Source organism: Methylotenera mobilis 13, from assembly GCF_000384255.1.
Lineage (GTDB): Bacteria > Pseudomonadota > Gammaproteobacteria > Burkholderiales > Methylophilaceae > Methylotenera > Methylotenera mobilis_B.
In genome coordinates this window covers 1,642,862-1,665,129 of the sequence record NZ_KB913035.1, presented here as the reverse complement: position 1 = coordinate 1,665,129, position 22,268 = coordinate 1,642,862, and the positions used below count along the sequence as shown (strand labels likewise).

Annotated in this window: 24 protein-coding genes and 1 pseudogene; 18 read left to right on the top strand and 7 right to left on the bottom strand. The window is 46.0% G+C overall.

The genetic code is table 11. The features are described from left to right. Positions 1–4: 4 nt before the first annotated feature. Genes narH through A391_RS0107920 form a run of 7 tightly spaced genes read left to right on the top strand, consistent with a single transcriptional unit; the run spans position 5 to position 6,433 of the window. Positions 5–1,552, top strand: a complete 1,548-nt coding sequence (narH, locus tag A391_RS0107950; protein WP_019898580.1) for a nitrate reductase subunit beta — start codon at positions 5–7, stop codon at positions 1,550–1,552. An 11-nt stretch (positions 1,553–1,563) separates the two neighbouring features. Further along, positions 1,564–2,079, top strand: a complete 516-nt coding sequence (gene narJ, locus A391_RS0107945) for a nitrate reductase molybdenum cofactor assembly chaperone (protein WP_019898579.1) — start codon at positions 1,564–1,566, stop codon at positions 2,077–2,079. Between the two features lie 11 nt (positions 2,080–2,090). Next, entirely contained in the window at positions 2,091–2,780 is a 690-nt protein-coding gene (gene narI / locus A391_RS0107940; RefSeq protein ID WP_019898578.1) for a respiratory nitrate reductase subunit gamma, read from the top strand. Between the two features lie 15 nt (positions 2,781–2,795). Continuing rightward, positions 2,796–3,464 carry a carbonic anhydrase gene (locus A391_RS0107935; RefSeq protein WP_019898576.1) on the top strand — a complete coding sequence of 223 codons (669 nt, stop codon included), beginning with the start codon at positions 2,796–2,798 and terminating at the stop codon, positions 3,462–3,464. 50 nt (positions 3,465–3,514) lie between these two features. After that, positions 3,515–4,912 carry an alginate export family protein gene (locus A391_RS0107930; protein ID WP_029144070.1) on the top strand — a complete coding sequence of 466 codons (1,398 nt, stop codon included), beginning with the start codon at positions 3,515–3,517 and terminating at the stop codon, positions 4,910–4,912. 12 nt (positions 4,913–4,924) lie between these two features. After that, positions 4,925–5,923: a GTP 3',8-cyclase MoaA gene (gene moaA / locus A391_RS0107925; protein WP_019898573.1), complete on the top strand. Its 999-nt coding sequence runs from the start codon at positions 4,925–4,927 to the stop codon at positions 5,921–5,923. A gap of 42 nt (positions 5,924–5,965) precedes the next feature. Beyond that, positions 5,966–6,433, top strand: coding sequence for a hypothetical protein (locus A391_RS0107920; protein WP_019898572.1), 468 nt, complete (start codon positions 5,966–5,968; stop codon positions 6,431–6,433). Between the two features lie 111 nt (positions 6,434–6,544). On the opposite strand, the gene A391_RS0107915 is transcribed toward A391_RS0107920, so the two are convergent. Then, entirely contained in the window at positions 6,545–7,729 is a 1,185-nt protein-coding gene (locus A391_RS0107915; protein ID WP_232416162.1) for a tyrosine-type recombinase/integrase, read from the bottom strand. Between the two features lie 147 nt (positions 7,730–7,876). Between A391_RS0107915 and A391_RS0107910 the strand changes: the two genes are divergently transcribed. Beyond that, entirely contained in the window at positions 7,877–8,797 is a 921-nt protein-coding gene (locus tag A391_RS0107910; protein WP_019898570.1) for a DNA-binding protein, read from the top strand. A 499-nt stretch (positions 8,798–9,296) separates the two neighbouring features. Here A391_RS0107910 and A391_RS13830 read toward each other — a convergent pair whose 3' ends face one another. After that, on the bottom strand, positions 9,297–10,223 hold the full coding sequence (locus tag A391_RS13830) for a DNA-binding protein (protein ID WP_019898569.1): 927 nt from the start codon (positions 10,221–10,223) through the stop codon (positions 9,297–9,299). A gap of 144 nt (positions 10,224–10,367) precedes the next feature. Between A391_RS13830 and A391_RS0107900 the strand changes: the two genes are divergently transcribed. Next, positions 10,368–11,552, top strand: coding sequence for a tyrosine-type recombinase/integrase (locus A391_RS0107900; protein ID WP_232416161.1), 1,185 nt, complete (start codon positions 10,368–10,370; stop codon positions 11,550–11,552). A 51-nt stretch (positions 11,553–11,603) separates the two neighbouring features. Here the strand turns inward: A391_RS0107900 and merR are convergent, their stop codons facing one another. After that, entirely contained in the window at positions 11,604–12,038 is a 435-nt protein-coding gene (gene merR, locus A391_RS14315) for an Hg(II)-responsive transcriptional regulator (protein WP_081621926.1), read from the bottom strand. A gap of 71 nt (positions 12,039–12,109) precedes the next feature. Here merR and merT point away from each other — a divergent pair, with 71 nt between their 5' ends. From merT to A391_RS14505, 5 genes are all read left to right on the top strand, one after another. Continuing rightward, positions 12,110–12,460, top strand: a complete 351-nt coding sequence (gene merT, locus A391_RS0107890) for a mercuric ion transporter MerT (protein ID WP_019898564.1) — start codon at positions 12,110–12,112, stop codon at positions 12,458–12,460. 13 nt (positions 12,461–12,473) lie between these two features. Then, complete coding sequence (merP, locus tag A391_RS0107885; RefSeq protein ID WP_019898563.1) at positions 12,474–12,764, top strand: mercury resistance system periplasmic binding protein MerP; 291 nt, start codon at positions 12,474–12,476, stop codon at positions 12,762–12,764. A 15-nt stretch (positions 12,765–12,779) separates the two neighbouring features. Continuing rightward, positions 12,780–13,202, top strand: a complete 423-nt coding sequence (gene merC, locus A391_RS0107880) for an organomercurial transporter MerC (RefSeq protein ID WP_019898555.1) — start codon at positions 12,780–12,782, stop codon at positions 13,200–13,202. A 41-nt stretch (positions 13,203–13,243) separates the two neighbouring features. Then, entirely contained in the window at positions 13,244–14,929 is a 1,686-nt protein-coding gene (merA, locus tag A391_RS0107875; RefSeq protein WP_019898554.1) for a mercury(II) reductase, read from the top strand. A gap of 65 nt (positions 14,930–14,994) precedes the next feature. After that, entirely contained in the window at positions 14,995–15,291 is a 297-nt protein-coding gene (locus A391_RS14505) for a hypothetical protein (RefSeq protein WP_198291931.1), read from the top strand. Here A391_RS14505 and A391_RS0107870 read toward each other — a convergent pair. Both A391_RS0107870 and A391_RS0107865 read right to left on the bottom strand, forming a co-directional pair. Then, entirely contained in the window at positions 15,271–17,487 is a 2,217-nt protein-coding gene (locus A391_RS0107870; RefSeq protein WP_019898552.1) for a S8 family peptidase, read from the bottom strand. The two genes, A391_RS14505 and A391_RS0107870, sit on opposite strands and share 21 nt — an antisense overlap. Before the next feature lie 4 nt (positions 17,488–17,491). Next, entirely contained in the window at positions 17,492–18,619 is a 1,128-nt protein-coding gene (locus A391_RS0107865; RefSeq protein ID WP_019898551.1) for an AAA family ATPase, read from the bottom strand. Between the two features lie 144 nt (positions 18,620–18,763). On the opposite strand from A391_RS0107865, the gene A391_RS0107860 reads away from it, so the two are divergent. Both A391_RS0107860 and A391_RS0107855 read left to right on the top strand, forming a co-directional pair. Then, positions 18,764–19,366: an SLATT domain-containing protein gene (locus tag A391_RS0107860; RefSeq protein ID WP_019898550.1), complete on the top strand. Its 603-nt coding sequence runs from the start codon at positions 18,764–18,766 to the stop codon at positions 19,364–19,366. A gap of 9 nt (positions 19,367–19,375) precedes the next feature. Further along, complete coding sequence (locus tag A391_RS0107855; protein ID WP_019898549.1) at positions 19,376–20,692, top strand: SMODS domain-containing nucleotidyltransferase; 1,317 nt, start codon at positions 19,376–19,378, stop codon at positions 20,690–20,692. On the opposite strand, the gene A391_RS0107850 is transcribed toward A391_RS0107855, so the two are convergent. Next, entirely contained in the window at positions 20,689–21,216 is a 528-nt protein-coding gene (locus tag A391_RS0107850; RefSeq protein WP_019898548.1) for a 3'-5' exoribonuclease domain-containing protein, read from the bottom strand. The two genes, A391_RS0107855 and A391_RS0107850, sit on opposite strands and share 4 nt — an antisense overlap. Positions 21,217–21,459: 243 nt before the next feature. On the opposite strand from A391_RS0107850, the gene A391_RS0107845 reads away from it, so the two are divergent. Further along, positions 21,460–21,660, top strand: coding sequence for a hypothetical protein (locus tag A391_RS0107845; RefSeq protein ID WP_232416160.1), 201 nt, complete (start codon positions 21,460–21,462; stop codon positions 21,658–21,660). A 207-nt stretch (positions 21,661–21,867) separates the two neighbouring features. Then, positions 21,868–22,077 (top strand): MbcA/ParS/Xre antitoxin family protein, encoded by a 210-nt coding sequence (locus A391_RS0107840; RefSeq protein ID WP_019898546.1) that lies wholly within the window; start codon positions 21,868–21,870, stop codon positions 22,075–22,077. Here A391_RS0107840 and A391_RS14760 read toward each other — a convergent pair. After that, positions 22,059–22,196 (bottom strand): annotated as a pseudogene (locus A391_RS14760) (hypothetical protein); the annotation flags it as partial. The gene A391_RS0107840 and the pseudogene A391_RS14760 sit on opposite strands and share 19 nt — an antisense overlap. Between the last annotated feature and the right edge of the window lie 72 nt (positions 22,197–22,268).

Below are 22,268 nucleotides of genomic sequence, written 5' to 3'. Positions count from 1 at the left end.
TATTATGAAAGTACGCGCCCAATTCGCCTTTGTCTTTAATCTGGACAAATGTATCGGCTGTCACACCTGCTCTGTTACCTGTAAGAACGTGTGGACGAATAGAAAAGGTGTTGAATATGCATGGTTCAACAACGTTGAATCAAAACCCGGTGTCGGCTACCCAAAACAGTGGGAAAACCAGGAAATATGGAACGGTGGCTGGGAGCTTAAGGACGGCAAGCTGGAGCTTAAGTCCGGCAGCCGCGCTTCCAAGCTGCTTAACATTTTTGCTAACCCGGATATGCCGGAAATAGACGACTACTACGAGCCGTTTACCTACAACTACGCGCATTTGCAAAATGCACCGCTGTCAGAAGCTACGCCAACGGCACGCCCGATATCGGCGATTACCGGCGAGAGCATGGAAAAAATCAAATGGGGTCCTAACTGGGAAGACGACCTGGCCGGTGAGTTCCATAAGCGCAGCAAAGACAAGAATCTGGAGAATATCCAGAAAGAAATGTATGGTCAGTTTGAAAATACTTTCCATATGTACTTGCCACGTATCTGCAATCACTGCCTGAATGCATCATGTGTGGCAGCTTGCCCGTCAGGCTCTATCTACAAACGCGAAGAAGACGGTATTGTGCTGGTAGATCAGGACAAATGCCGTGGCTGGCGCATGTGCGTAAGCTCATGCCCGTATAAAAAAGTGTTCTACAACTGGGAGTCAGGCAAAGCCGAGAAGTGCGTAGGCTGCTACCCACGTGTGGAATCCGGCATGCCGACGGTATGTTCAGAATCCTGCGTTGGCCGTATTCGTTACAACGGTATCATGCTGTACGACGCTGATCGTATTGAAGAGCTTGCCAGCATGGAAGATGAGCAGGATCTGTATGAAGCGCAATGCAAGATTTTCCTCGACCCGAATGATCCGGAAGTGATTGCTGCAGCGCGCAAAGAAGGTATTAACGAAGACTGGCTGGAAGCTGCGCGTAAATCCCCGATCTGGAAGATGGCGATGGATTGGAAAATCGCGTTCCCGATGCACCCGGAGTTCCGCACATTGCCGATGGTCTGGTACGTGCCGCCGCTTTCTCCAGTGCAATCACAGATCGATCAGGGCAATTTACCGGTGGGCCCGGATGGTGCCATTCCGGTGGCAGGCACCATGCGCCTGCCGGTACAGTATCTGGCGAATCTGTTAACGGCGGGTAAAACTGAACCGATCGAGAGTGCCTTGAACCGTTTGATTGCAATGCGCAGTTATCAGCGCTCAGTGCATGTGGAAGGCATAGCAGATACGCGCGCACTTGACGCAGCCGGCATAACTGAAGATCAGGCCAAAGAGATGTATCGCTATCTGGCTATCGCTAATTATGAAGATCGATTTGTGATTCCTACCGGCCATACCGAAGAAACACTGGATGATGCGTTCGGCTTCCAAGGGCAAAATGGTTTCACTTTTGGCAATGACAGTTCACACGGCGTTTCTAAAATTACCTTGTTCCCACGTCGTCGCAAAGACACGGTTGAACCTAAAGATCTGGCACCATTGAGTGACAAAAACTAAGGAAATGCATCATGAAAATCTATAAATTATTATCAGTGTTGCTGGAGTATCCAGACCAAGAGTTAATTGAACATATTCCAGAATTGCTTGAGATTTTTCCGCAGCTGGATGCAGACAATATTGAGCGTGATGCTTTGCTGAACTTTATCAATCATCTGCAAAGTTTGCCATTGACAGAATTGCAGTCTGACTATGTAAAAACCTTTGATATGGTTCCTGAACACAGCCTGCATCTCACGCATCATTTGTTCGGGGATGATAAAAATCGTGGTCCCGCATTAATTGACTTAGGTGAGTTATATAAGGATTACGGCGTAGAAGTGGTGACTAATGAGTTGCCAGATTATCTGCCGCTGATACTTGAGTTCACTGCCTATATGGACGATAGCGAAGCAACTGTTTTTCTTGCGGATGCTAAGAAAGTCTTAGCCGTATTGACCGAGAATTTAACTAAAGTTGAAAGCCCTTACGCGGCACTGCTGTCGATTATTGAAAATCGGGCAACGCTTAGCAAGTTGGCTGCATAAAGGAGAGCAAAATGAGTTTACATAATTTTCTATACGGTATTTACCCTTATATCGCACTGACGGTATTTTTACTCGGCAGCTGGTTACGTTTTGACAGGGAGCAATACACATGGAAGAGTGACTCCAGCCAATTACTTTCAAAAGCCAATATGCGGCTTGGCAGTAATCTGTTCCATATCGGTATTATTGCGATCTTTTTCGGGCATGCCGTGGGTTTGCTTACCCCGCACAGTGTATTCAAAGCACTGGGGGTATCAGATATGGCTCACCAGATGATAGCTATCTGGGCGGGTTCTATATTCGGCGGTATGTGTCTGGTTGGCGGTGCGATTCTTTGGCTGCGCCGCATATTTAACCGTCGCGTATCAGCTACCAGCCGTGGTTCAGATAAGTTCATACTGACATGGCTGCTGATCACCTTGATTATCGGCTTATCTACCATCCCGGTATCTATCAGCCATGCCAATCACAATAATCCGGGTGTGATGATCGCACTGGCAGAGTGGGTGCAAAGCATTATTTACCTGCACCCTGATCCATCATTGCTAAACGGCGTAGACACTATTTTCAAAGTACATCTGTTCTTTGGCATGACGGTATTTCTGGTGTTTCCGTTTACACGGATGGTGCATGTATGGAGTGCACCTTTCGGATATATCAACAGACCTTACCAGATTGTGCGCAGTAAACGATTCCGTTAACTGGCATTCAATACGATGCGCGATGTTTCAAAATTTCTGAGTGGTTTTCGTCGCTTCCAGCAAAACTATCTGGGTGAGCAGCGCGTGTTATTTGAGCAGCTTGTCCAGCAAGGTCAGCGCCCGCGTGCGCTGGTCATTGCCTGCTGCGATTCGCGCTGTGATCCGGCATTGCTGACTGATTGCGACCCCGGCGATATGTTTGTGGTGCGTAATGTTGCAAATCTGGTGCCGCCGCATGTACAGGCAACGTACTTTGCAGCAACGACTTCAGCGATTGCGTTTGCTGTCCATAATCTGGAAGTCGAACACATTATCGTGATGGGGCATGCGCAATGCGGCGGCATTCGTGCTTTGATGGAACATAAAACGCCTGACTGTAACGAAGAAGAGCTGATCGCCAAGTGGCTGGGTATAGCTGAAGAAGCCCGCCAGCAGGTGCTGCGGGAGTTTAATGATAAGCCGATACAAATGCAAGCAAATGTCTGTGAGCAATCTGCCATTCTGGTGTCTTTGGAGAACCTGATGTCGTATCCGTGGATCAGCAGTCGTGTGCAAGAGGACAAGCTGACGCTGCATGGCTGGTATTTTGATATGCGCCACGGCGAATTATATGAGTACCGTCCCGAAAGCGGCGTGTTTGAAGTGCTGGTCGATAATCTTGAGGTTGCGACCTACCAGATATAAGTTGGCTGCCAGATAGTAATAAATTAATGATTGAAATTAAGGATATTGTGATGAATCGTCGATTAAGTATTTCTGTATTTTCTGCCTTATTGGCGATGTGGGCTATCCCGGTTTTGGCAGAGGAAGCTGTCGTAGCTGCGCCTGAAAAGCTGCTTGATGCGATCATACAAGGCAAATCTATGACCAATTTCCGCTTGCGCTACGAATCAGTAGACCAGGAGGCATTTCAGCCGGCACCTAATGCAACCCAAAAACTGGACAGTGCTCATGCTTTCACACTGCGCAGCTTGATCGGCTGGCAAACGGCACCGTATAAGAATTTCAGTTTTGCCGCACAACTGACCGACGTCCACGAGTTTAACCACAACTTTAACGACAGACGCGAGAACCTGAGTGAGCCAGGCAAGGCCAACTACGCCAATATCGTTGACCCGAGCTTTACAGATGTGAATCAGCTGTTTGTAGACTGGACCGGCATCAAGAACACCAGAGTGCGTCTTGGCCGCCAACAGGTGAATCTAGACAATGTTCGCTTCATCGGCGACATCGGCTTCCGCCAGAATATGCAGGTATTTGACGGTGTATCTGTACTCAACAAAAGCATTCCGGATACAGAAATATTCGTGGCACACTTTGATCAGGTACGCCAGATTAATACCGAACTGCGTCAAGGCGATATCGAAATTGTGAATGCCAAGTATCGCATTTCTCCTAGCGAGTCAGTAGTGGGCTACGGTTATCTGGTCGACGTTGCAAACCTGGGTCAGAACAACGGCAACCCACTCGCCGATAGTACAGCTGCGCAAGGTGGTAACGGTCTGGGTGCCAGCCAGGATCTGGTTAAAACGGCAACCACGGATGCCAGCTCAAAAACATTCGGCCTGCGTCTGGATGGCGTGCGCGCAATCGACCCGACCTGGAAAGTACTTTACACCGCTGAATATGCGAAACAGTCTGACTATAAAGACGGCAGCGAACTGATTGACGCACACTACTTTAAACTGGGCGGCGGCGCGATGTATAACACTTGGTCAGTCAGAATTGACCATGAGAAGCTCGCCAGCAACGATGGTAAATATGCTTTCCAGACACCACTGGGCACCAACCACCTGTTTCAGGGTTGGGCTGACCAGTTTCTGGCTACACCGCGCCAGGGTATTGAAGATACATTCGTCACGGTTGCCGGTAGCATTGGCAAAGCTAAGCTACAGGCGGAATACCATGTGTTCAAATCAGACGAAAAATACCAGTCGCTCAACGGCAAGTTCGGCGATAAATACGGTACCGAGCTGGATCTGAGTGTGATGTATCCGTTCACTGACAAAATCAGCGGCAAACTTGAATACGCAAAATTCAATGAATCCGATATCTACGGTACTACTCTACAAAATGCTGCGCGCAAAGGCGACAAAGAAGTCGTCTGGGTGACTGGCATGTATACGTTTTAGCAGAACGCCAACATGAACTCTTCCCCTGTATTGATCGATGGTTTTGGCCGCAAGGTAGATTACATTCGCCTGTCGATTACCGACCGCTGCGACTTTCGCTGTGTGTACTGTATGTCTGAAGATATGCAGTTTTTGCCGCGAGAGGAAGTGCTGTCGCTGGAAGAGTGTTCGCGATTAGTGAAAGCGTTTGTCTCGCTGGGCGTAAAAAAAGTCCGCATTACCGGCGGGGAGCCGTTGGTACGCAAAAATGCGCTGTGGCTTTTTAATGAAATAGGCCATCTGCCGGGCCTGAATGAATTGGTAGTCACTACCAATGGTTCGCAGCTGGAGCATCAGGCGCATGACTTGAGGCGAGCAGGCGTGCGCCGCGTTAATATCAGCCTCGATAGTCTGGATGAAAGACGCTTCCGCCAAATCACCCGCGTTGGTGAACTTGATAAAGTGCTGCGCGGCATAGCCGCCGCCAAGCAGGCCGGTTTTGATAATATCAAGCTCAACACATTGCTGATGCGCGGCATCAATGATGATGAAGCGATAGCGATGGTTGCGTTCGCAATAGGGCAGGGAATCGATATTTCTTTTATTGAAGAAATGCCGCTCGGCCAGGTAAGCCACGCCCGTGATTCGACCTATGTCAGTAATGAAGAAACTTTGAAACTACTGCGTTCTCGTTATGATCTGATCGCAAGTGTTGAGTCTACGGGTGGCCCTGCTCGTTACTGGTATGTCCCTAACACCAATACAAGGGTTGGCTTTATTTCGCCAAATAGCCATAATTTCTGTGAATCATGCAATCGAGTGCGAATCAGCAGCAAGGGTGAGCTATATTTGTGCCTGGGCCAAGAAAATAAGGTCGATTTAGCACCTCTGTTGAGACAGTTTCCACATGATGATGAGCCATTAAAACAGGCTATAGTCAGCAGTATGCAGGCCAAACCAAAAGGTCATGATTTCAATCTAAAAAGGGCTGAACCCGCAGTCATAAGATTTATGTCGCATACTGGCGGTTAATATCTGGCCTCGTTAATGATAAAAGCAGGCTTAAGGAAAATCATGAAAAACTTCAAAATTCTGTGGGCTATTATCTGTACGCTGCTGATAGTTTTAATTGCCGTTGCCTATAAATTTGTTCAAGGCAGTGTTGCTGTTTCTGATGATGAGCGTGTGGCGGTGGTGCTGAGTAAAGATGAGCGCAACCTTATCCTTAGTGAGATGCGTAATTTTCTGATCAGTACACAAAAAATCAGTGAGGCGATTACCAATGATGACATGGAGCTTGTTGCAATGCTCGCTAAATCGGCAGGGATGGCAGCGGAAGCAAATACGCCGGGCTCATTGCTGGCAAAAATACCTTTATCCATGAAAACACTGGGCTTTGATACAAGAAAAAAATTCGATCAGATTGCGGCGGACGCTGCAGAATTAAAAATCCCTGTTCATAGCCGCCGCCAATTAGATCAGTTGATGAAGAATTGTATTGCCTGCCATTCCAGCTTTAAAATCATAGAGGAAGTAAGCTAGTAGATGTGGGGGCTATTTTATCAGTAAGTGAATTTTAATAACTTTTAATTGGTATTGCAAACGGGGGCAGGTCACCTTAGTTGTCATTAACACCTAATTAACGACTGATTTTCACCAGTTTAATTTATGTTTTTCTTCTGTATCCTGATGACGTTTATTATCTTCTGAATGTAGATAATTATTCGTTGTAGCAATAGACTCATGCCCTAAATTATCTCTAACATGCCTGATGTCCATATCGCCAGATGTCATGTTTGAACCTGCAGTATGTCTCATCCAATGTGCAGAAGCAGCTTCTAGCCTAGCGGCTTGCGCTATAAAATCAGGCCCCCGCTCTTGTAGACGCTTAGCTGTGATATTAAAAATTTGTTTAAGTATCAAATGAACTGCGCTTCTAGTCATTGCACGTTGCTTTCCACCAATGGGCAATAGTAGTGGTGTTGTTTCACCTTCAATTGGGCTTAAACTCAAACCCATTTCACGACGGTAACGACCCAGTTCAACCATGAGTTCATTGGTGGCCGGCACTATGCGAGTTTTGTCACCTTTGCCTGTAATCTCCAACCACCACCTTGATTCACTGCTTTTGTCTTTACGACTGAAAAATCCACCCATGGTATTTTGGGTGACTTCAGACACACGCACACCTGTTATATACAGTAATGAAAATAGCCAGCGTACCCGTTGGTAATGTTCGCGCTCGCGATTAGTTTCCCGGGGCATACTTTCAATCGTGAGCTTTACTTCTTTCCATAGATCCTCATCTAAAAAGCGCGTAACTCTAGGCTTGGCTTTACGCTGACGGTTCCTGGATAAAGACAATGGGTTGCCAGCTAGGTAGCCTGCGTTCACCAACCATGAAAACATCCCATTCAGGATAACTATAGCTTGTCGCTGACTGGTGGGGGAGAGGGGACCTGCAAACGGACGCCATTTAGAATCGTCTCTGGCCACTTTACGTTGGCTCATAATCCAGCGTTCAGCTGGTAATGGATTGGCCAGAAAGCGCTGGTATACCAAGAAATCCTCATGGCTTAATGATGACAACGGTTTGCCTAACTCTACGACTGACCACAGCAACAGCCTTTCTGCCTCTTTACGATAACTGTCGAATGTGGTCTTAGTATCAAAATAACGAGCGAGCCATATTTTAATGGCATCGGCATCAGTGTTGACAGTAATCTGGGGACGGTTGCCGATTGCGCGGTTGGCACCATTGCTACCATCCAGCTCAGGCGAGAGTTTAACCAAATCAATCGTCGCAATTGCAGGGATAACAGTTAATTTAGTCTGCAAAGCCAATTTTTAGGTCTCAATACTTTTAAAATCGTAAGTTTATATATTATTTGACATTAGAGTAATAATGTCAAAAGTTAATCATAAATAATTGTATTATCAATGTTATACGTTGTATTATTTATTACTAAAATTTGAGTAAACATCATGAATACAGTAATCATTAACGAACAGCAGCTTCAAATTGAGATTGACGCGCTAAAAGCAGAATTCCCAGAAACTAAAGATATCTACCGCGAAGTCTGTGTGTTGTTATTTTTTCGCTATGGCATTACGCCCACTGCAAATAAGCTATACCAATATGTACGTAGAGGTAGCATGTCAGCACCGGCTGATGCTTTGAATAAATTCTGGCTGGAACTCCGGGAAAAAAGCCGTATACGTATTGAGCGCCCAGACATCCCTGAGAATATTTCTGCTCTAGCCGGAGATCTTATAGCCAACTTATGGAATGAGGCTCAAAAAGCTGCCCAGGCTGGATTTTCTAACTTAGTCGATAATGCAACCTCAGAAATCTTGCTATTCAAGTTGCAGGCAGAGAAAGCGAACGAAAATACTGAAAAAGTAAAGGCCTTGTTAGACCAAACACAAACTGAGCTTAAAAGTACACAAAAACGCTTATCTGAGACTGATTATTTATTGTCAGCCAATACTAATGCCTTAGCCAAACAAGAAAATGCGTTTAACGCGCTCAAAATTGAGCGAGATAACTTATCCGCTACAATTATTGATTTGAAAGCGTCTTTCAGTACAGATTTAGCCAATATTGGTCTTGCTCTTAATAAAGCCGAACAGCAATACAGAGGTTTGGAAGAAAAGTCATTATTGGAATTGGATCGGTCCAGGCAACAAATAAAAAAACTTGAAAAAGAAATAAACAACCTAAGGCTTAAATCTGCAAACGAGCAATCTCAATATACTAAAGATATAGCAAAGCTTCAGACTGTTATAGCAGGCCTGAATCATAAGACAGGAAATTTAAGTGGAATTTTGAGCGAACTTAAAAATCAACTTAAGATTGAAAGAAGGTCAGCGATAAGCAAGAAAAAACTTACATCGAATAAGTAATAAGGCATGTATTAATAATCTGTAAAAGTTAGTAATGCAAACATGTCAGTACTTATGGTATCGATTTTACAAACATGTCAGTACTTATCGTATCAAATGTCAGTACTTATCATACTAAATGTCAAAGACTTATCGTACGCGCGCGCTTTCTGAGGGTTCAAAGTGCGGCAATGATAATATAAATTTCGCTTCGTATAATGTATATTATGTAAAATTAAGTAAACAAGTTAAAAGTTCAATCAACATTGGTAATCAAGAATAGTCTGCCGAACTAATTTCTAGGTAAAAACTAGTCTAAAACGAATGAATTAGGCGTTGCGTAGATATTCTAAAAACTTAGTTCGCAAGTCTACTACACCACTGCTCTTGAGATTCAGGCTTAATTTGATTGATAAGAAATAATTTCTTGAAAAAGTTTCTAGATATATATTGAAATTAGATAATAAAGTGTAAATAAGTTTTTCGTAGATTTTCCGAGATTTTTGTTCGTGATTAAGTATTATGTTTTCACTGTTATGGATTTCTTTTCGGCTAAAGCTAATTTAGCCGTAATTTTCTTGTTTTGTTTAGCAATTTCAATAAGCTTTCCATTAAGCATACCTACTTTATTATTGAGTACAGCAATAGCATTCATTTTTTTATCCAATTCATTTATGTATGAAGATTGTTCCTTTTTCCCCGTTTGCCTTAGCGTAAGCATTTCTTTTTCTAATGATTTAATTTGCTGTCGAGCTCGATCGACCTCTAGCAATGATTTTTTCTCTAAAGCCACATATCTCTCCTCAGCCTTATAAAGTGACAAATTAACTCCTTCCAAATCCTTGCTGAATGACAACTTCGAGTCGATAAGCAATTGTTGAAAATTATCACGTTCAATTTTCAGCTCTGTAAGCGATTTTTCTTGATGAACTAAGGCGGTAGTATTAACTTGTAATAAATAATCAGCCTCAGACGTTAGTTTTTTTGCTTTTTTTAGCTCCAGATTACTTTCATCAAGCTGAACCTGTAGCTTTGTAGCATCCTGCCTAGCAAGTTGCGATTCAAGTTTAAATTTGAGAATTTCAGCTGTTGCATTCTCAATTAAGTCAGTGAATCCTGCTTGTGCTGCCTTTTGAGCTTCACTCCATAGCGTGGCAACAAAGTCTCCGGCCGCTAAACTAATTGTTTCAGGTATATCGTTACGCTCTATGCGTATACGACTTTTATCACGCAACTCTAACCAAAATTTATTCAACGCCTCTGCTGGAGCAGACATACTGCCCCTACGAACATATTGATATAGCTTGTTGGCCGTTGGTGTAATTCCATATCTAAAGAATAACAAGATACATACCTCACGATATATATCCTTGGTATCAGGAAATTGAATTTTCAGCTTTTCAATTTCAATTTGAAGCTGCTGTTCATTAACAATGATGGCATTCATGGCTTTTACCTCAATATTATTAAATAATATAACGTATTATGTTGTAAATACAATTATTTGTGACTGAAATTTGACATTATTACTCTAATGTCAAATAATATATAAACTTACGATTTTAAAAGTATTGAGACCTAAAAATTGGCTTTGCAGACTAAATTAACTGTTATCCCTGCAATTGCGACGATTGATTTGGTTAAACTCTCGCCTGAGCTGGATGGTAGCAATGGTGCCAACCGCGCAATCGGCAACCGTCCCCAGATTACTGTCAACACTGATGCCGATGCCATTAAAATATGGCTCGCTCGTTATTTTGATACTAAGACCACATTCGACAGTTATCGTAAAGAGGCAGAAAGGCTGTTGCTGTGGTCAGTCGTAGAGTTAGGCAAACCGTTGTCATCATTAAGCCATGAGGATTTCTTGGTATACCAGCGCTTTCTGGCCAATCCATTACCAGCTGAACGCTGGATTATGAGCCAACGTAAAGTGGCCAGAGACGATTCTAAATGGCGTCCGTTTGCAGGTCCCCTCTCCCCCACCAGTCAGCGACAAGCTATAGTTATCCTGAATGGGATGTTTTCATGGTTGGTGAACGCAGGCTACCTAGCTGGCAACCCATTGTCTTTATCCAGGAACCGTCAGCGTAAAGCCAAGCCTAGAGTTACGCGCTTTTTAGATGAGGATCTATGGAAAGAAGTAAAGCTCACTATTGAAAGTATGCCCCGGGAAACTAATCGCGAGCGCGAACATTACCAACGGGTACGCTGGCTATTTTCGTTACTGTATATCACAGGACTCCGTGTATCGGAGGTCACGCAAAATACAATGGGCGGATTCTTCAATCGTAAAGATAAAAGCAGTGAATCAAGGTGGTGGCTGGAAATTACAGGTAAGGGTGATAAAACCCGCATTGTTCCGGCTACGAATGAGTTGATGCTTGAGTTGAGTCGTTACCGTCGTGAGATGGGTCTGCATTTGACGCCTATTGAAGGCGAATCCACTCCCCTATTTTTACCTATCGGAGGCAAGCTAAGGGCAATGACCAGAAGTGCAGTCCATTTAATACTTAAACAGATTTTTAACATCACCGCTAAGCGTCTGCGGGAAAGAGGTGCAGACTCTTTAATTCTAGCGACAAGATTGGAAGCTGCATCAGCGCATTGGATGCGACATACAGCTGGATCAAACATGACTTCAAGCGATATGGATATAAGACATGTCAGAGATAACTTGGGTCACGAGTCGATTTCTACAACCAATAATTACCTACATTCTGAAGATGATAAGCGTCATCAAGATACTGAAGAGCGTCACAAATTGAGTTGGTAATTCTAACCCTCATTAATTGGGATCGCCTCAGAAAACGGAAATTAAAGCACGCTAAGGCGTAGCCGACCATGCCAGACTTGCTTCGCCCTGTAGCGACGTTATTAGCGGGCAGGAAACATTCCCTTGCCGCGCGTGGCAGGCGCACACCAGTTCAGACAGCACGGTTTCCATGCGCGCCAAGTTGGCCATTTTTTCGCGCACGTCCTTGAGCTTGTGCTCGGCCAGGCTGCTGGCTTCCTCGCAATGGGTGCCATCGTCGAGCCGCAACAGCTCAGCAATCTCGTCCAGGCTGAAACCCAGCCGCTGGGCCGACTTCACGAATTTCACCCGAACTACATCTGCGCCGCCATAGCGGCGAATGCTGCCGTAAGGCTTGTCCGGCTCTGGCAACAAGCCCTTGCGCTGATAAAAGCGGATCGTCTCCACATTGACCCCGGCCGCCTTGGCAAAAATGCCAATGGTCAGGTTCTCCAAATTATTTTCCATATCACTTGACTCCGTACATGACTACGGAAGTAAGCTTACACTATCCAATTCAAATTCAAAAGGACAAGCGCATGTCTGAACCACAAACCGGGCGCGGCGCGCTCTTCGCTGGCGGGCTGGCCGCCATCCTCGCCTCGACCTGCTGCCTCGGGCCGCTGGTCCTAGTCGCCTTGGGCTTTTCCGGTGCCTGGATTGGCAACCTGACGGTGCTGGAACCATACCGTCCGCTGTTCATCGGCGCGGCGCTGGTGGCTCTATTCTTCGCCTGGCGGCGCATTTTCCGGCCGGCAGCTGCCTGCAAGCCTGGCGAGGTCTGCGCGATGCCGCAGATACGCGCCACCTACAAGCTGATTTTCTGGATCGTGGCCGTGCTGGTTTTAGTCGCGCTTGGATTTCCCTATGTCGTTCCCTTTTTCTATTAACCAGGAGTTCCCCATGAACAAGCTATTTGCCTCCCTCGTACTCGCCGCTGTCGCTGCCCCGGTGTGGGCAGCCACCCAGACCGTCACGCTGGCGGTGCCGGGCATGACCTGCGCCGCCTGCCCGATCACCGTCAAAAAAGCGCTCTCCAAGGTCGAGGGCGTGAGCAAGGTCGATGTGGGCTTCGAGAAACGCGAGACCGTCGTCACTTTTGACGATGCCAAGACCAGCGTGCAGAAGCTGACCCGTGCCACCGAAGACGCCGGGTACCCGTCCAGCGTCCAGCGTCAAGCAGTGAGCCACTGAACCGGGAGCAAGGTCATGAGACTGATCACACGCATAGCCGATAAAACCGGCGCGCTCGGCAGCGTCGTTTCCGCGATGGGCTGCGCGTCCTGCTTTCCCGCGCTTGCCAGTTTTGGCGCGGCCATCGGGCTGGGCTTTCTGAGCCAGTACGAGGGCCTGTTCATCACCCGGCTGCTACCCTTGTTTGCAGTCTTGGCTTTGCTGGCGAACGCGCTGGGCTGGCTAAGTCACCGCCAATGGCACCGCAGCCTGCTCGGCATGGTCGGGCCGACCATCGTGCTGTTGGCCACGCTCGTGTTTCTCGGCAACAGGTGGGCGGAGAGCCTACTCTATGTCGGCCTGGCCTTCATGATCGGAATATCGATCTGGGATTTTATTTCGCCGGCAAACCGCCGTTGCGGGTCGGATAGCTGCGAACTTCCGACCAAACGAGGCTGACGGCATTGGCCGTTGCCTAAATGAAAGAAAGGAACTGTTTCATGACCAACTTGAAGATCACCGGAATGACCTGCGATTCGTGCGCGACGCACGTCAAGGAAGCGCTAGAGAAAGTGCCGGGCGTACAGTCAGCGGACGTGTCCTATGCGAAAGGTACGGCACAACTCACCGCCGAACCGGGTACGTCACCGGAAGCGCTGACCGCCGCCGTGGCCGGACTCGGTTATCGGGCCACGCTCGCCGATGCTCCCGTGACTCAGCCGGGCGTCGGATTGCTCGGAAAAATGCGTGAATGGCTAGGCAATAGCGACAAGGCGGGCAGTGATGGCGGTACACTGCATGTCGCCGTTATCGGCAGCGGCGGAGCCGCGATGGCAGCGGCACTGAAGGCCGTTGAGCAAGGTGCGCACGTCACGCTAATTGAGCGCGGCACCATCGGCGGCACCTGCGTCAATGTCGGCTGCGTACCGTCCAAGATTATGATCCGCGCCGCCCATATTGCCCACTTGCGACGGGAAAGCCCTTTCGACGGCGGCATTGCAGCGACTGAACCGGCGATTCAGCGCAGCAATCTGCTGACCCAGCAGCAGGCACGCGTCGATGAGCTGCGCCACGCCAAATACGAAGGCATTCTGGACGGCAATCCCGCCATCACTGTGCTGCATGGCGAAGCCCGCTTCAAAGACAGTCGCAACCTGGTCGTGCAACTCAACAGCGGCGGCGAGCGCATGGTGGCGTTCGACCGTTGCCTGATCGCCACCGGCGCGAGTCCGGCCGTGCCGCCAATTCCTGGCTTGAAGGACACGCCTTATTGGACTTCCACCGAGGCGCTGGTCAGCGAGGCTATCCCTGAGCGGCTGGCCGTGATCGGTTCGTCTGTCGTCGCGCTGGAGCTGGCGCAGGCGTTCGCCCGACTCGGCAGCGAGGTGACGATCCTGGCGCGCAGCACACTGTTCTTCCGTGAAGACCCGGCTATCGGCGAGGCAATCACGGCGGCGTTTCGCGCCGAAGAGATCGAAGTGCTGGAACACACGCAGGCCAGCCAGGTTGCCCATGCGGACGGCGAATTCGTGCTCACCACGGCGCACGGCGAACTGCGCGCCGACCGGCTGCTGGTCGCCACCGGCCGCTCGCCGAACACACGCAACCTGGCGTTGGACGCGGCGGGCATTACGGTCAATCTGCAAGGCGCGATCGTCATCGACCCCGGCATGCGGTCCAGCGTGGAACACATCTATGCGGCCGGTGACTGTACCGACCAACCGCAATTCGTCTACGTGGCAGCAGCGGCCGGTACCCGCGCGGCGATCAACATGACCGGCGGTGACGCCGCCATCGATCTGACCGCGATGCCGGCCGTGGTGTTCACCGATCCGCAGGTCGCCACGGTCGGCTACAGCGAGGCGGAAGCGCATCACGACGGCATCGAGACCGACAGCCGCCTGTTGACGCTCGACAACGTGCCGCGCGCGCTCGCCAATTTCGACACACGCGGCTTCATCAAGCTGGTGGTTGAAGAAGGCAGCGGCCGGCTGATCGGCGTGCAGGCGGTTACGCCGGAAGCGGGCGAGTTGATCCAGACGGCGGCGCTGGCGATCCACAACCGCATGACGGTGCAAGAACTGGCCGACCAGTTGTTCCCCTACCTGACGATGGTCGAGGGGCTGAAGCTATGTGCGCAGACCTTCAGCAAGGACGTGAAGCAGCTTTCCTGCTGTGCGGGTTGAGACGGATCGACAAACAAGCTGGTATTTGCCACCAAACTCGATGATTGGCCATGGAGACCTGCCCGATGAGTGAACTTCCGTTCGGCCAGCCCGGCCTCCACAGCGCTTGGGCCAGTGCCCGCAAGCAAGTGGTCGGCACCGCCTTGAGCGAACGCTCCCGCGTCTGGTTCACCGTCGCCTACGGGGTGTTGACCGAGGTTTATCATCCGAAGATCGACTGTCCGAATCAACGCGATCTGGCGCTTTATTTTTTATTTCTCGAATGTTTCGTAGGATGTTTCTACGTTATCTATCGACTTCGCAAATACGTCTTAATACCACAACTGCCACTAGATAATCCTCTATATTCTAATCGGAATTGATACTTGCGGCTGCAGAGGTACCAAAATATTTTGATAGGCACGTAAGATATCATTATATAAATTCTCATGTTTTGGTGCTTCGACTGAGATAATGAGCGCATATCGAATCTTCTCGGCACGCGTATTGGCTGCACCTCCAGCCCTAGCATTGTAATGAATATCGAATACGGGGCCATTTAAGGTAGTTCCACGCATATTCTTTTCACCATGCAGCACTGTTTCCCATTTACCCATATCCGATCTGCGCTCGGCTTCTGTAGAGTATTTTTTCATATCGAAGAAACCTTTAGTTTCAGCGTTTGCCTTGCCAGTTTTGACGTTATTTTCATCCGGTCGAAAGGTTACCTCTAGCCCAGCACGTGTATATGCAGCAGAATCTTGTGGATCCGTTGGGGAGGCATAACAAAAAGTTGCCTTTAACGTAATATTGCCAGTTAAACCCCCTTCTGGAAGTGGCAAAGTTGCGCGTAGATATTTACCAGGCTTAAGTTCACCTTGGTATACGACCCTAGCAACCCCAGATGGACAAGTAATAATGTCGATTAAATCTTCTTGTATTTTCCCCCAACCCACTTCATTTTTATTGTGATGTAACGGGTCTGCGCTATGTACTAGTAATGCTTTAATTGCTAATGGGGAAAGTTCTCTCCCTAGAATAGCTCTAACACCTACAGCATTCCTAAGCAAATATGGTGCGGCAAAGCTGGTGCCTAGAGTTGGTGTAATTTCTGGTTTACTACTTGGCGTAAGTACATGAAAGTATTTATTTGGATCGCCACCAAAAGCCATTAAATCGGGTTTTACAACGCCAGGGCTACGACCTGGACCTACTGCGCTATAAGAGGCGCGCGCCCATGTGCCATCAGTATTATCAGCAGCGCCAACAGCAATAGCATTAACACAGTCAGAGGGTACTTGAACTCTAGCATTCCCAGATGCGTGATCCATTTCACCATTGTTCCCTACCGAAACAGTCATAAAAGTATCACCGTCACTGAGTATGTCATCGATTACAGACGTCCAAGCATGGATTTCCGTGTCTTCTATTGGTAAATCAGGGCCAAGGCTAAGGTTGATAAACTCATACTGACGAGACAGCAATGCTTCTTCTACAAAGCCCAATGTTCTGTATAGTTCTAAAGGATCTTCATCTTCAGTTTTACGATCCAAAACTCTAAGGTGGTCTACAAAAGAATATGGTTGTGCAGCTTGCTGATTATGTATGATTGGGCCAAATAAAAACGCTGAAGTCACAGCCAAGCCATGATCTGGGCCTTCAGGATCATCACCGGCAACTGGATCCATCTGTCTATATGAACGTAACCAAGTTGAGATGACATGTTTATCAGGTAAACCTCCGTCAAGTATTGCGACTTTAGGTCCTGCAGATAATGGTTGTGAAGTAGGCAGTTGACATCCCAAAGCAGGACCGCCTGACCGTTGAACAGGTCGCATACCTCTTAGTTTAGGCATGGCACGTATAACCCGTACAAACACAAATTCAGACAGCTTTTTAAGATGTTTCGCATCCCCCTCTACTGGTATAAACCATAAGCTTCCTACCCTAAAGCCCAAATCCACATGCACTTTTAATCCATTACGTTTAGCATAAGTTAGAAATGCCTGTTGCTGTGGCACTCGCCCTTCTTCTGGTAAAAAATGGAGGCCAACTTCAAAGAATTTCTCATCCCCGTCGATTTTGGTAGCAAATCGACCCCCAGGCACAAAACTTGAGAATTTTTCAATATGGGTTAGATCTTCTGCTTCATGAGAAATTGGATTGATGTTTTGTACCCAATCACTCAAGTGTCTAAAAACATCACGTTTAGCGGCAATAAAAATCTCTGTCGTAGTGCATTCTTTGGGTGCAGATTTTTTTGTCCAATTTTCAGGTGTTACTGAAACGGTGCGACTTCCTATTGATTCAACTCCAGCTGAACGCAATAACGCAGTTGGAAAATAGGACTTCGCTATAAAACTTGGATTAAGCGTAAGAAGCGCAACACCGAAATCGTCAGGACAAGCATCTGACGATAATTTATCCAATTCTGTGGCTGTAGACTTTAGTTGAGGGGCTAGTCTCTCAACAGCCTGATCGAAAGTATATGCCTGAGCCTTCCCGGGCATTCGTTTTGGCGCTTTAATATCATGGGTTAATAGTTCACCACGCCCAATCAAAAAGTTTGTTTGACTCATACGCTTAGTCCCCTTCTGTAGGTTTATCATCTTTCAAATGTTTACGAATCGTGTCTCTGCTTACGCCGGTGATATCTGAGATAGCATGCTGAGAGAATCGTGTTTGTTTTGCCAATAATACTGAAAACTCGATTTTTTTCTGCCTATCTAAGTTTATAGCTCGCGTTTTTATGAAATCCTCCACCATATCGGCATCTGAGTCTGTTCCAAGAGCCAATGCACGCCTAAACCTTTGTATCGCCCGTTCAATATCACTGAAAGATTCACCTTCAAATGCAAATGCAAGGACGTCTGCCCAGCGGCTAAGCAAAGCATAATCCTGCCCAGAAAAATGCTGGATAGCTTCCTTGATTGACTTTCTATCAGGCAGCTCAAACTCAACCTTAAGATCAAATCGTCGCCACAATGCTGGATCAATTAATTCTGGGTGATTAGTTGCGGCTAACAGTAGCCCTTCAGCTGGCCATTCATCTAGCTCTTGCAGTATCACTGTTACGAGTCTTTTAAGCTCGCCTATGTCAGAGTCATCACTTCTGCGCTTGGCAATCGAATCAATTTCATCTAATAGCAAAATACAAGGACTACTTTTAGCAAAGTCTAATGCAGCTCTTATATTGCTTCCGCTGCGGCCCAGTAGACTGCTCATTACTGCAGTAAGGTCAAGTACATAAAGTGGTAGATTCAACTGTGCAGCAAGCCATCTTGAAGTTAGTGTCTTCCCAACCCCAGGCTTACCTACGAAAATGGCAGACCTAGTAGGATCAAGCCCCAGTGATGCTAATTTCGCAACTTGTTTTCGCTCTTGAATCAACTGCCCTAAAGTGTCTTCTAACTCTGTAGAGAGTAACGGATGTACATCGTCAGGCTTGTCTTTAAATACCTTAAGTAAAGATAAGCGAGATTCATCATCTCTAGGCAATACTGTTTCTTTAGACGCAATCGTGGTCTTCCGTAACGCCGTGCTTTTCCTGGTCGGTTTAGACTTCAGGTAGAGATTAATCTGCTCTACAAGCTCAGGATCGCCATCGCGATATTTTCGAACAAGTCTAGCCACAAACAATCTCACATCGTCTGTTTGCTCTGCCAATGCCAGTCTGATTAACTGGACTAAATCATCTTTAATTTCTTTCATTTCGCCCACTTAATATTTAAGTTATTGATAATAATCATATTTATATTTGTATAAATTGGACTAGATTTATTTTCTCATGTTTGATATGCTTTGTGAAGCCCTGTTTGTAATTTTGTACAAATTAAATCTAGAGAAAGTAAAACGATGACTAAAGACAACCTATTAAAACTGATTGCTGAAAGCGGATATAACATTGGCTACGGGGCTAAAAAACACTTAGCCACTTATGATATGGTCGAAAAGATCCCTGGATGGATTGGTTTTATTTCACTGGTTGTTGGTGTATATGCCTTGCTAATACCTGATTTGGCACAAAACACGATTTCGGCAGCATTTATCGTGATTGGGATTGCATCCCTCTTCATCAATTTTTATACGGATGTTAAGGATAAATACCAAGTAGCAGGCAGTGCCCTTACTGACAAGTTTCATGAGTTAAGAATTCTGTACCAAACCGTTAAATCAACGAATACAGGTGATGATCTCACTCAACACGCGGAAGACTTAAAACGTATTCAAAAAGAGGTTTTTAGTCTACGTATTAATAAGCAGATATTTTTAAGTGATTGGTACGCGCATTACAAATTTTTCTGGCAGTCCCAAACCGAGTGGATGGACGAACAACTGAAGTTCAGCCTTTTAAGAGATAAGTGGCCACTGAGCTTCACCATCATTGTTTTATTAATAGTCGTTGGACTAATTTTTAAAGCTACCTTGCTATTGATTAATTTAATTCACATCTGCTAAAGGTTAGGTATGAGCGCGCCACTATTTAAATTGTTTCGAGATAATATTGCCGTACAGAATGCAGCTGATATCTCAACCTCATATACTGAAATTACTAAACGGCTTAATCTGGATTTCTGGAATATCGAGTCAGATATAGCGCACTGCCGGCAAGTAGGTTCTTACGGAAGAAATACCGCTGTACATGGCATTAGTGATCTGGATATGGTGTTTGAGTTACCTTGGTCTACTTATGAGAAATACAAAGCTTATACAAATAATGGCCCATCGCAGCTATTACAAGCTGTACGTAACTCGCTTTTAACCCGGTATCCTAATACCACTATCAAAGGGGATGGCCAGGTTGTCTGCATCGAGTTCGGAAAATTCAGGGTTGAAGTCCTGCCAGCTTTTTGGGATAAAGACGCGGATGGGTATCGTTTTGGCGACACTCATGATGGAGGCACTTGGAAAGTTTGTAAGCCAATTCAAGAGATTAATGCTGTCAACCAAAGAAACAAAGAAACAAATCGCAACCTCAAGCATGTATGCAAGATGATTCGAGCTTGGAAAAATTCTAACGGTGTAAATATCAGCGGTATGCTTATTGATACTTTGGTTTATAACTTTTTTGGGCAGACGAATGAATACGATACAGCGTCGTATAGCAGCTATGATCGACTGCTTGTCTCACTATTTAGCTATATCGGCAACCTCGAACATCAAGACTTTTGGCTAGCACCCGGCAGTGGGCAACGTGTCAATAATAAAGGCAAGTTTCAATCTAAAGCAAAAAAGGCGGCTGTAAAATGCCAAGAAGCGCTAGATGCTGATACTGAAAAGAAAAAAATCAAGATTTGGCGGGATGTATTCGGACGTTCATTCCCAGGTGAAGTCCTAAAACTTGAAAAAGCTGCTGCTGTTTACGAATCAGTTAATTACAGAAGTACGACTGAGCAATTTATTGAAGATCAATACCCAGTTGATATTCAGTTTGATCTTGAAATTAACAGTGAGGTTTCAACGAATGGTCAGCACACTGGTCTCCTCCGCGCTTTATTAAAGCAGTGGTTGCCGGTGGGACAAGGGCTTAGATTTTTTGTCGAATCTTGTGACGTCCCAACACCCTACACTCTCTTATGGAAGGTTAGAAATGTTGGTGCTGAAGCAGAGCGGCGCAGAATGATTAGAGGTGATATCTTTTTAGATGAAGGAAAAAGTCAGCGCATCGAAAAGACTACTTTTCACGGCGAACATTTTGTAGAAGCCTATGTTATTAAGGAAGGTGTTTGTGTAGCTCGCGATTTGATTGACGTACCAATTAGTGAAAACATTCAAGTTAGTTAGTATACTGCTAACCAGCCCAACCTCATTGCCTTTGCATCATCCAAGGCATGGTGTCGCCTTAATGCTTTTTGACTGTACTCACGCTCTACTGTGTTTTGATAGCTAGCATTGGCTGAAGTATCTTCACCTAATATTGCATTAGGTGTTGCCAACAGATTATAAGGCAGTCCTGTGGCGCTAAATATTTGCTGGATATAGCGCCAATCGTAGTTTGGTGCATCACTCCATACTTGTACTGGATCAATCAGTGCTGCAAACCAATAATTAAGATGCAGGCTTGTTTCTGCCAGGGTCATGCGCGCATAAACATGCTTGTAATTAATCGGGTCAGTAATTCGTTTAGCATCTAAAAGAGGTAATACTTCTTGTAGTACGAAGTCTGAGCATTCTTTATGAGTATAGGTATCAGATAGTTCCGCATAGAAAGACCTATCTCCTTCTGCGGTGATTAAACCTATGGATATTAAAGAGGCTGATTCAGCTAGAGCAGTAAACTCAGTGTCCAAAAATACATGAATTGTCATGACCAAAGTTAGAAGGCGCAATAAAGGATAATGATTGCATTCTAATGCAATCGCATGAGTGCCGTGCAATCATATACAACAACCGAAATCATCATTGGAATTGTAACTACCCATTAAGCTTATGTCGGCCAAGAAGTCATTTATGCAGTGCTAAGTTTCTTTAATGTATTTTTCGTTTACAATTAAAATAATTCATCCTACAAAAGGAAGCTAGTGGCCATGGTTTTAAAACCAGTTGGAGTAATGATGATACGAACCAGAGTATTTAAAGCCTCGAACGACTTCCCACGAAACCCTATATTTGTAGCATTTGAGCAAATTGCTAAAGAAGCAATCCGTGTAGCAATTGATAGGCAAAAAGCGATAGGTCTTCCTCACTACTATTTATATAAAGGTAGAATCGTTGCTCGTGCGCCAAATGGTCGCTTCGTTACAACTAAATAAATTATTCTTACCGGCCTCTTACGGCCCAAAGCCAACGGTTTCAAATTAGAAAATCTACTTTTGGGTATACCTACTGAAAACGTGCTCGACTTTGGTATGTCTATTGGAATGGGAGCCTTTTTTATTAACAAGCAAAGTACATCATTTATATGATGCACATAGCAAAACAAAATCAGATAGGTTGATTGATTTCTAAGGAGATTGCAGATGACAACAAAATCAGAGGTACAACTTCGAATTGACGAAATGCTAGCACTTGCTATTGAAACGTTTGGCTCTAAAACTATGGCCGACGAATGGCTAAATAGAGAAAACTTTGCTTTAGGGGCAACACCAATATCCATGGCTGAAACTGATGCCGGACTTATGGAAGTAAAGAAAATATTAAGTTCTATCAGTTATGGTGGTGTAGTGTGACTTTTAGCTTTTAATTGTCCGTTAACGGCCTTGAATTCAACCGATCGCTGCAACACACTAAAAACTGTTCGCAAAATATCAGCTGCTAACTCAAATTCGATTGCAAGCGAAAGCCATAACCCAAATTAGTCTGACATCCTCCTTCTCTGCGGTAGAGGGGCTACGCCGAAAAAATAGGCCTGCTACGGTTA

Bases quoted from the DNA above. Each gene is read 5' to 3' on its own strand.
- A391_RS14505 (WP_198291931.1), top strand. From the start codon at position 14,995: ATGAGTGAACTTCCGTTCGGCCAGCCCGGCCTCCACAGCGCTTGGGCC.
- moaA (WP_019898573.1), top strand. From the start codon at position 4,925: ATGAACTCTTCCCCTGTATTGATCGATGGTTTTGGCCGCAAGGTAGAT.
- narH (WP_019898580.1), top strand. From the start codon at position 5: ATGAAAGTACGCGCCCAATTCGCCTTTGTCTTTAATCTGGACAAATGT.
- merA (WP_019898554.1), top strand. From the start codon at position 13,244: ATGACCAACTTGAAGATCACCGGAATGACCTGCGATTCGTGCGCGACG.
- merC (WP_019898555.1), top strand. From the start codon at position 12,780: ATGAGACTGATCACACGCATAGCCGATAAAACCGGCGCGCTCGGCAGC.
- A391_RS0107850 (WP_019898548.1), bottom strand. From the start codon at position 21,216: ATGACAATTCATGTATTTTTGGACACTGAGTTTACTGCTCTAGCTGAA.
- A391_RS0107935 (WP_019898576.1), top strand. From the start codon at position 2,796: ATGCGCGATGTTTCAAAATTTCTGAGTGGTTTTCGTCGCTTCCAGCAA.
- merT (WP_019898564.1), top strand. From the start codon at position 12,110: ATGTCTGAACCACAAACCGGGCGCGGCGCGCTCTTCGCTGGCGGGCTG.
- merR (WP_081621926.1), bottom strand. From the start codon at position 12,038: ATGGAAAATAATTTGGAGAACCTGACCATTGGCATTTTTGCCAAGGCG.
- A391_RS0107845 (WP_232416160.1), top strand. From the start codon at position 21,460: ATGATGATACGAACCAGAGTATTTAAAGCCTCGAACGACTTCCCACGA.
- merP (WP_019898563.1), top strand. From the start codon at position 12,474: ATGAACAAGCTATTTGCCTCCCTCGTACTCGCCGCTGTCGCTGCCCCG.
- A391_RS0107840 (WP_019898546.1), top strand. From the start codon at position 21,868: ATGACAACAAAATCAGAGGTACAACTTCGAATTGACGAAATGCTAGCA.
- A391_RS0107870 (WP_019898552.1), bottom strand. From the start codon at position 17,487: ATGAGTCAAACAAACTTTTTGATTGGGCGTGGTGAACTATTAACCCAT.
- A391_RS0107865 (WP_019898551.1), bottom strand. From the start codon at position 18,619: ATGAAAGAAATTAAAGATGATTTAGTCCAGTTAATCAGACTGGCATTG.
- narI (WP_019898578.1), top strand. From the start codon at position 2,091: ATGAGTTTACATAATTTTCTATACGGTATTTACCCTTATATCGCACTG.
- narJ (WP_019898579.1), top strand. From the start codon at position 1,564: ATGAAAATCTATAAATTATTATCAGTGTTGCTGGAGTATCCAGACCAA.
- A391_RS0107920 (WP_019898572.1), top strand. From the start codon at position 5,966: ATGAAAAACTTCAAAATTCTGTGGGCTATTATCTGTACGCTGCTGATA.
- A391_RS0107860 (WP_019898550.1), top strand. From the start codon at position 18,764: ATGACTAAAGACAACCTATTAAAACTGATTGCTGAAAGCGGATATAAC.
- A391_RS0107930 (WP_029144070.1), top strand. From the start codon at position 3,515: ATGAATCGTCGATTAAGTATTTCTGTATTTTCTGCCTTATTGGCGATG.
- A391_RS0107910 (WP_019898570.1), top strand. From the start codon at position 7,877: ATGAATACAGTAATCATTAACGAACAGCAGCTTCAAATTGAGATTGAC.
- A391_RS0107855 (WP_019898549.1), top strand. From the start codon at position 19,376: ATGAGCGCGCCACTATTTAAATTGTTTCGAGATAATATTGCCGTACAG.
- A391_RS13830 (WP_019898569.1), bottom strand. From the start codon at position 10,223: ATGAATGCCATCATTGTTAATGAACAGCAGCTTCAAATTGAAATTGAA.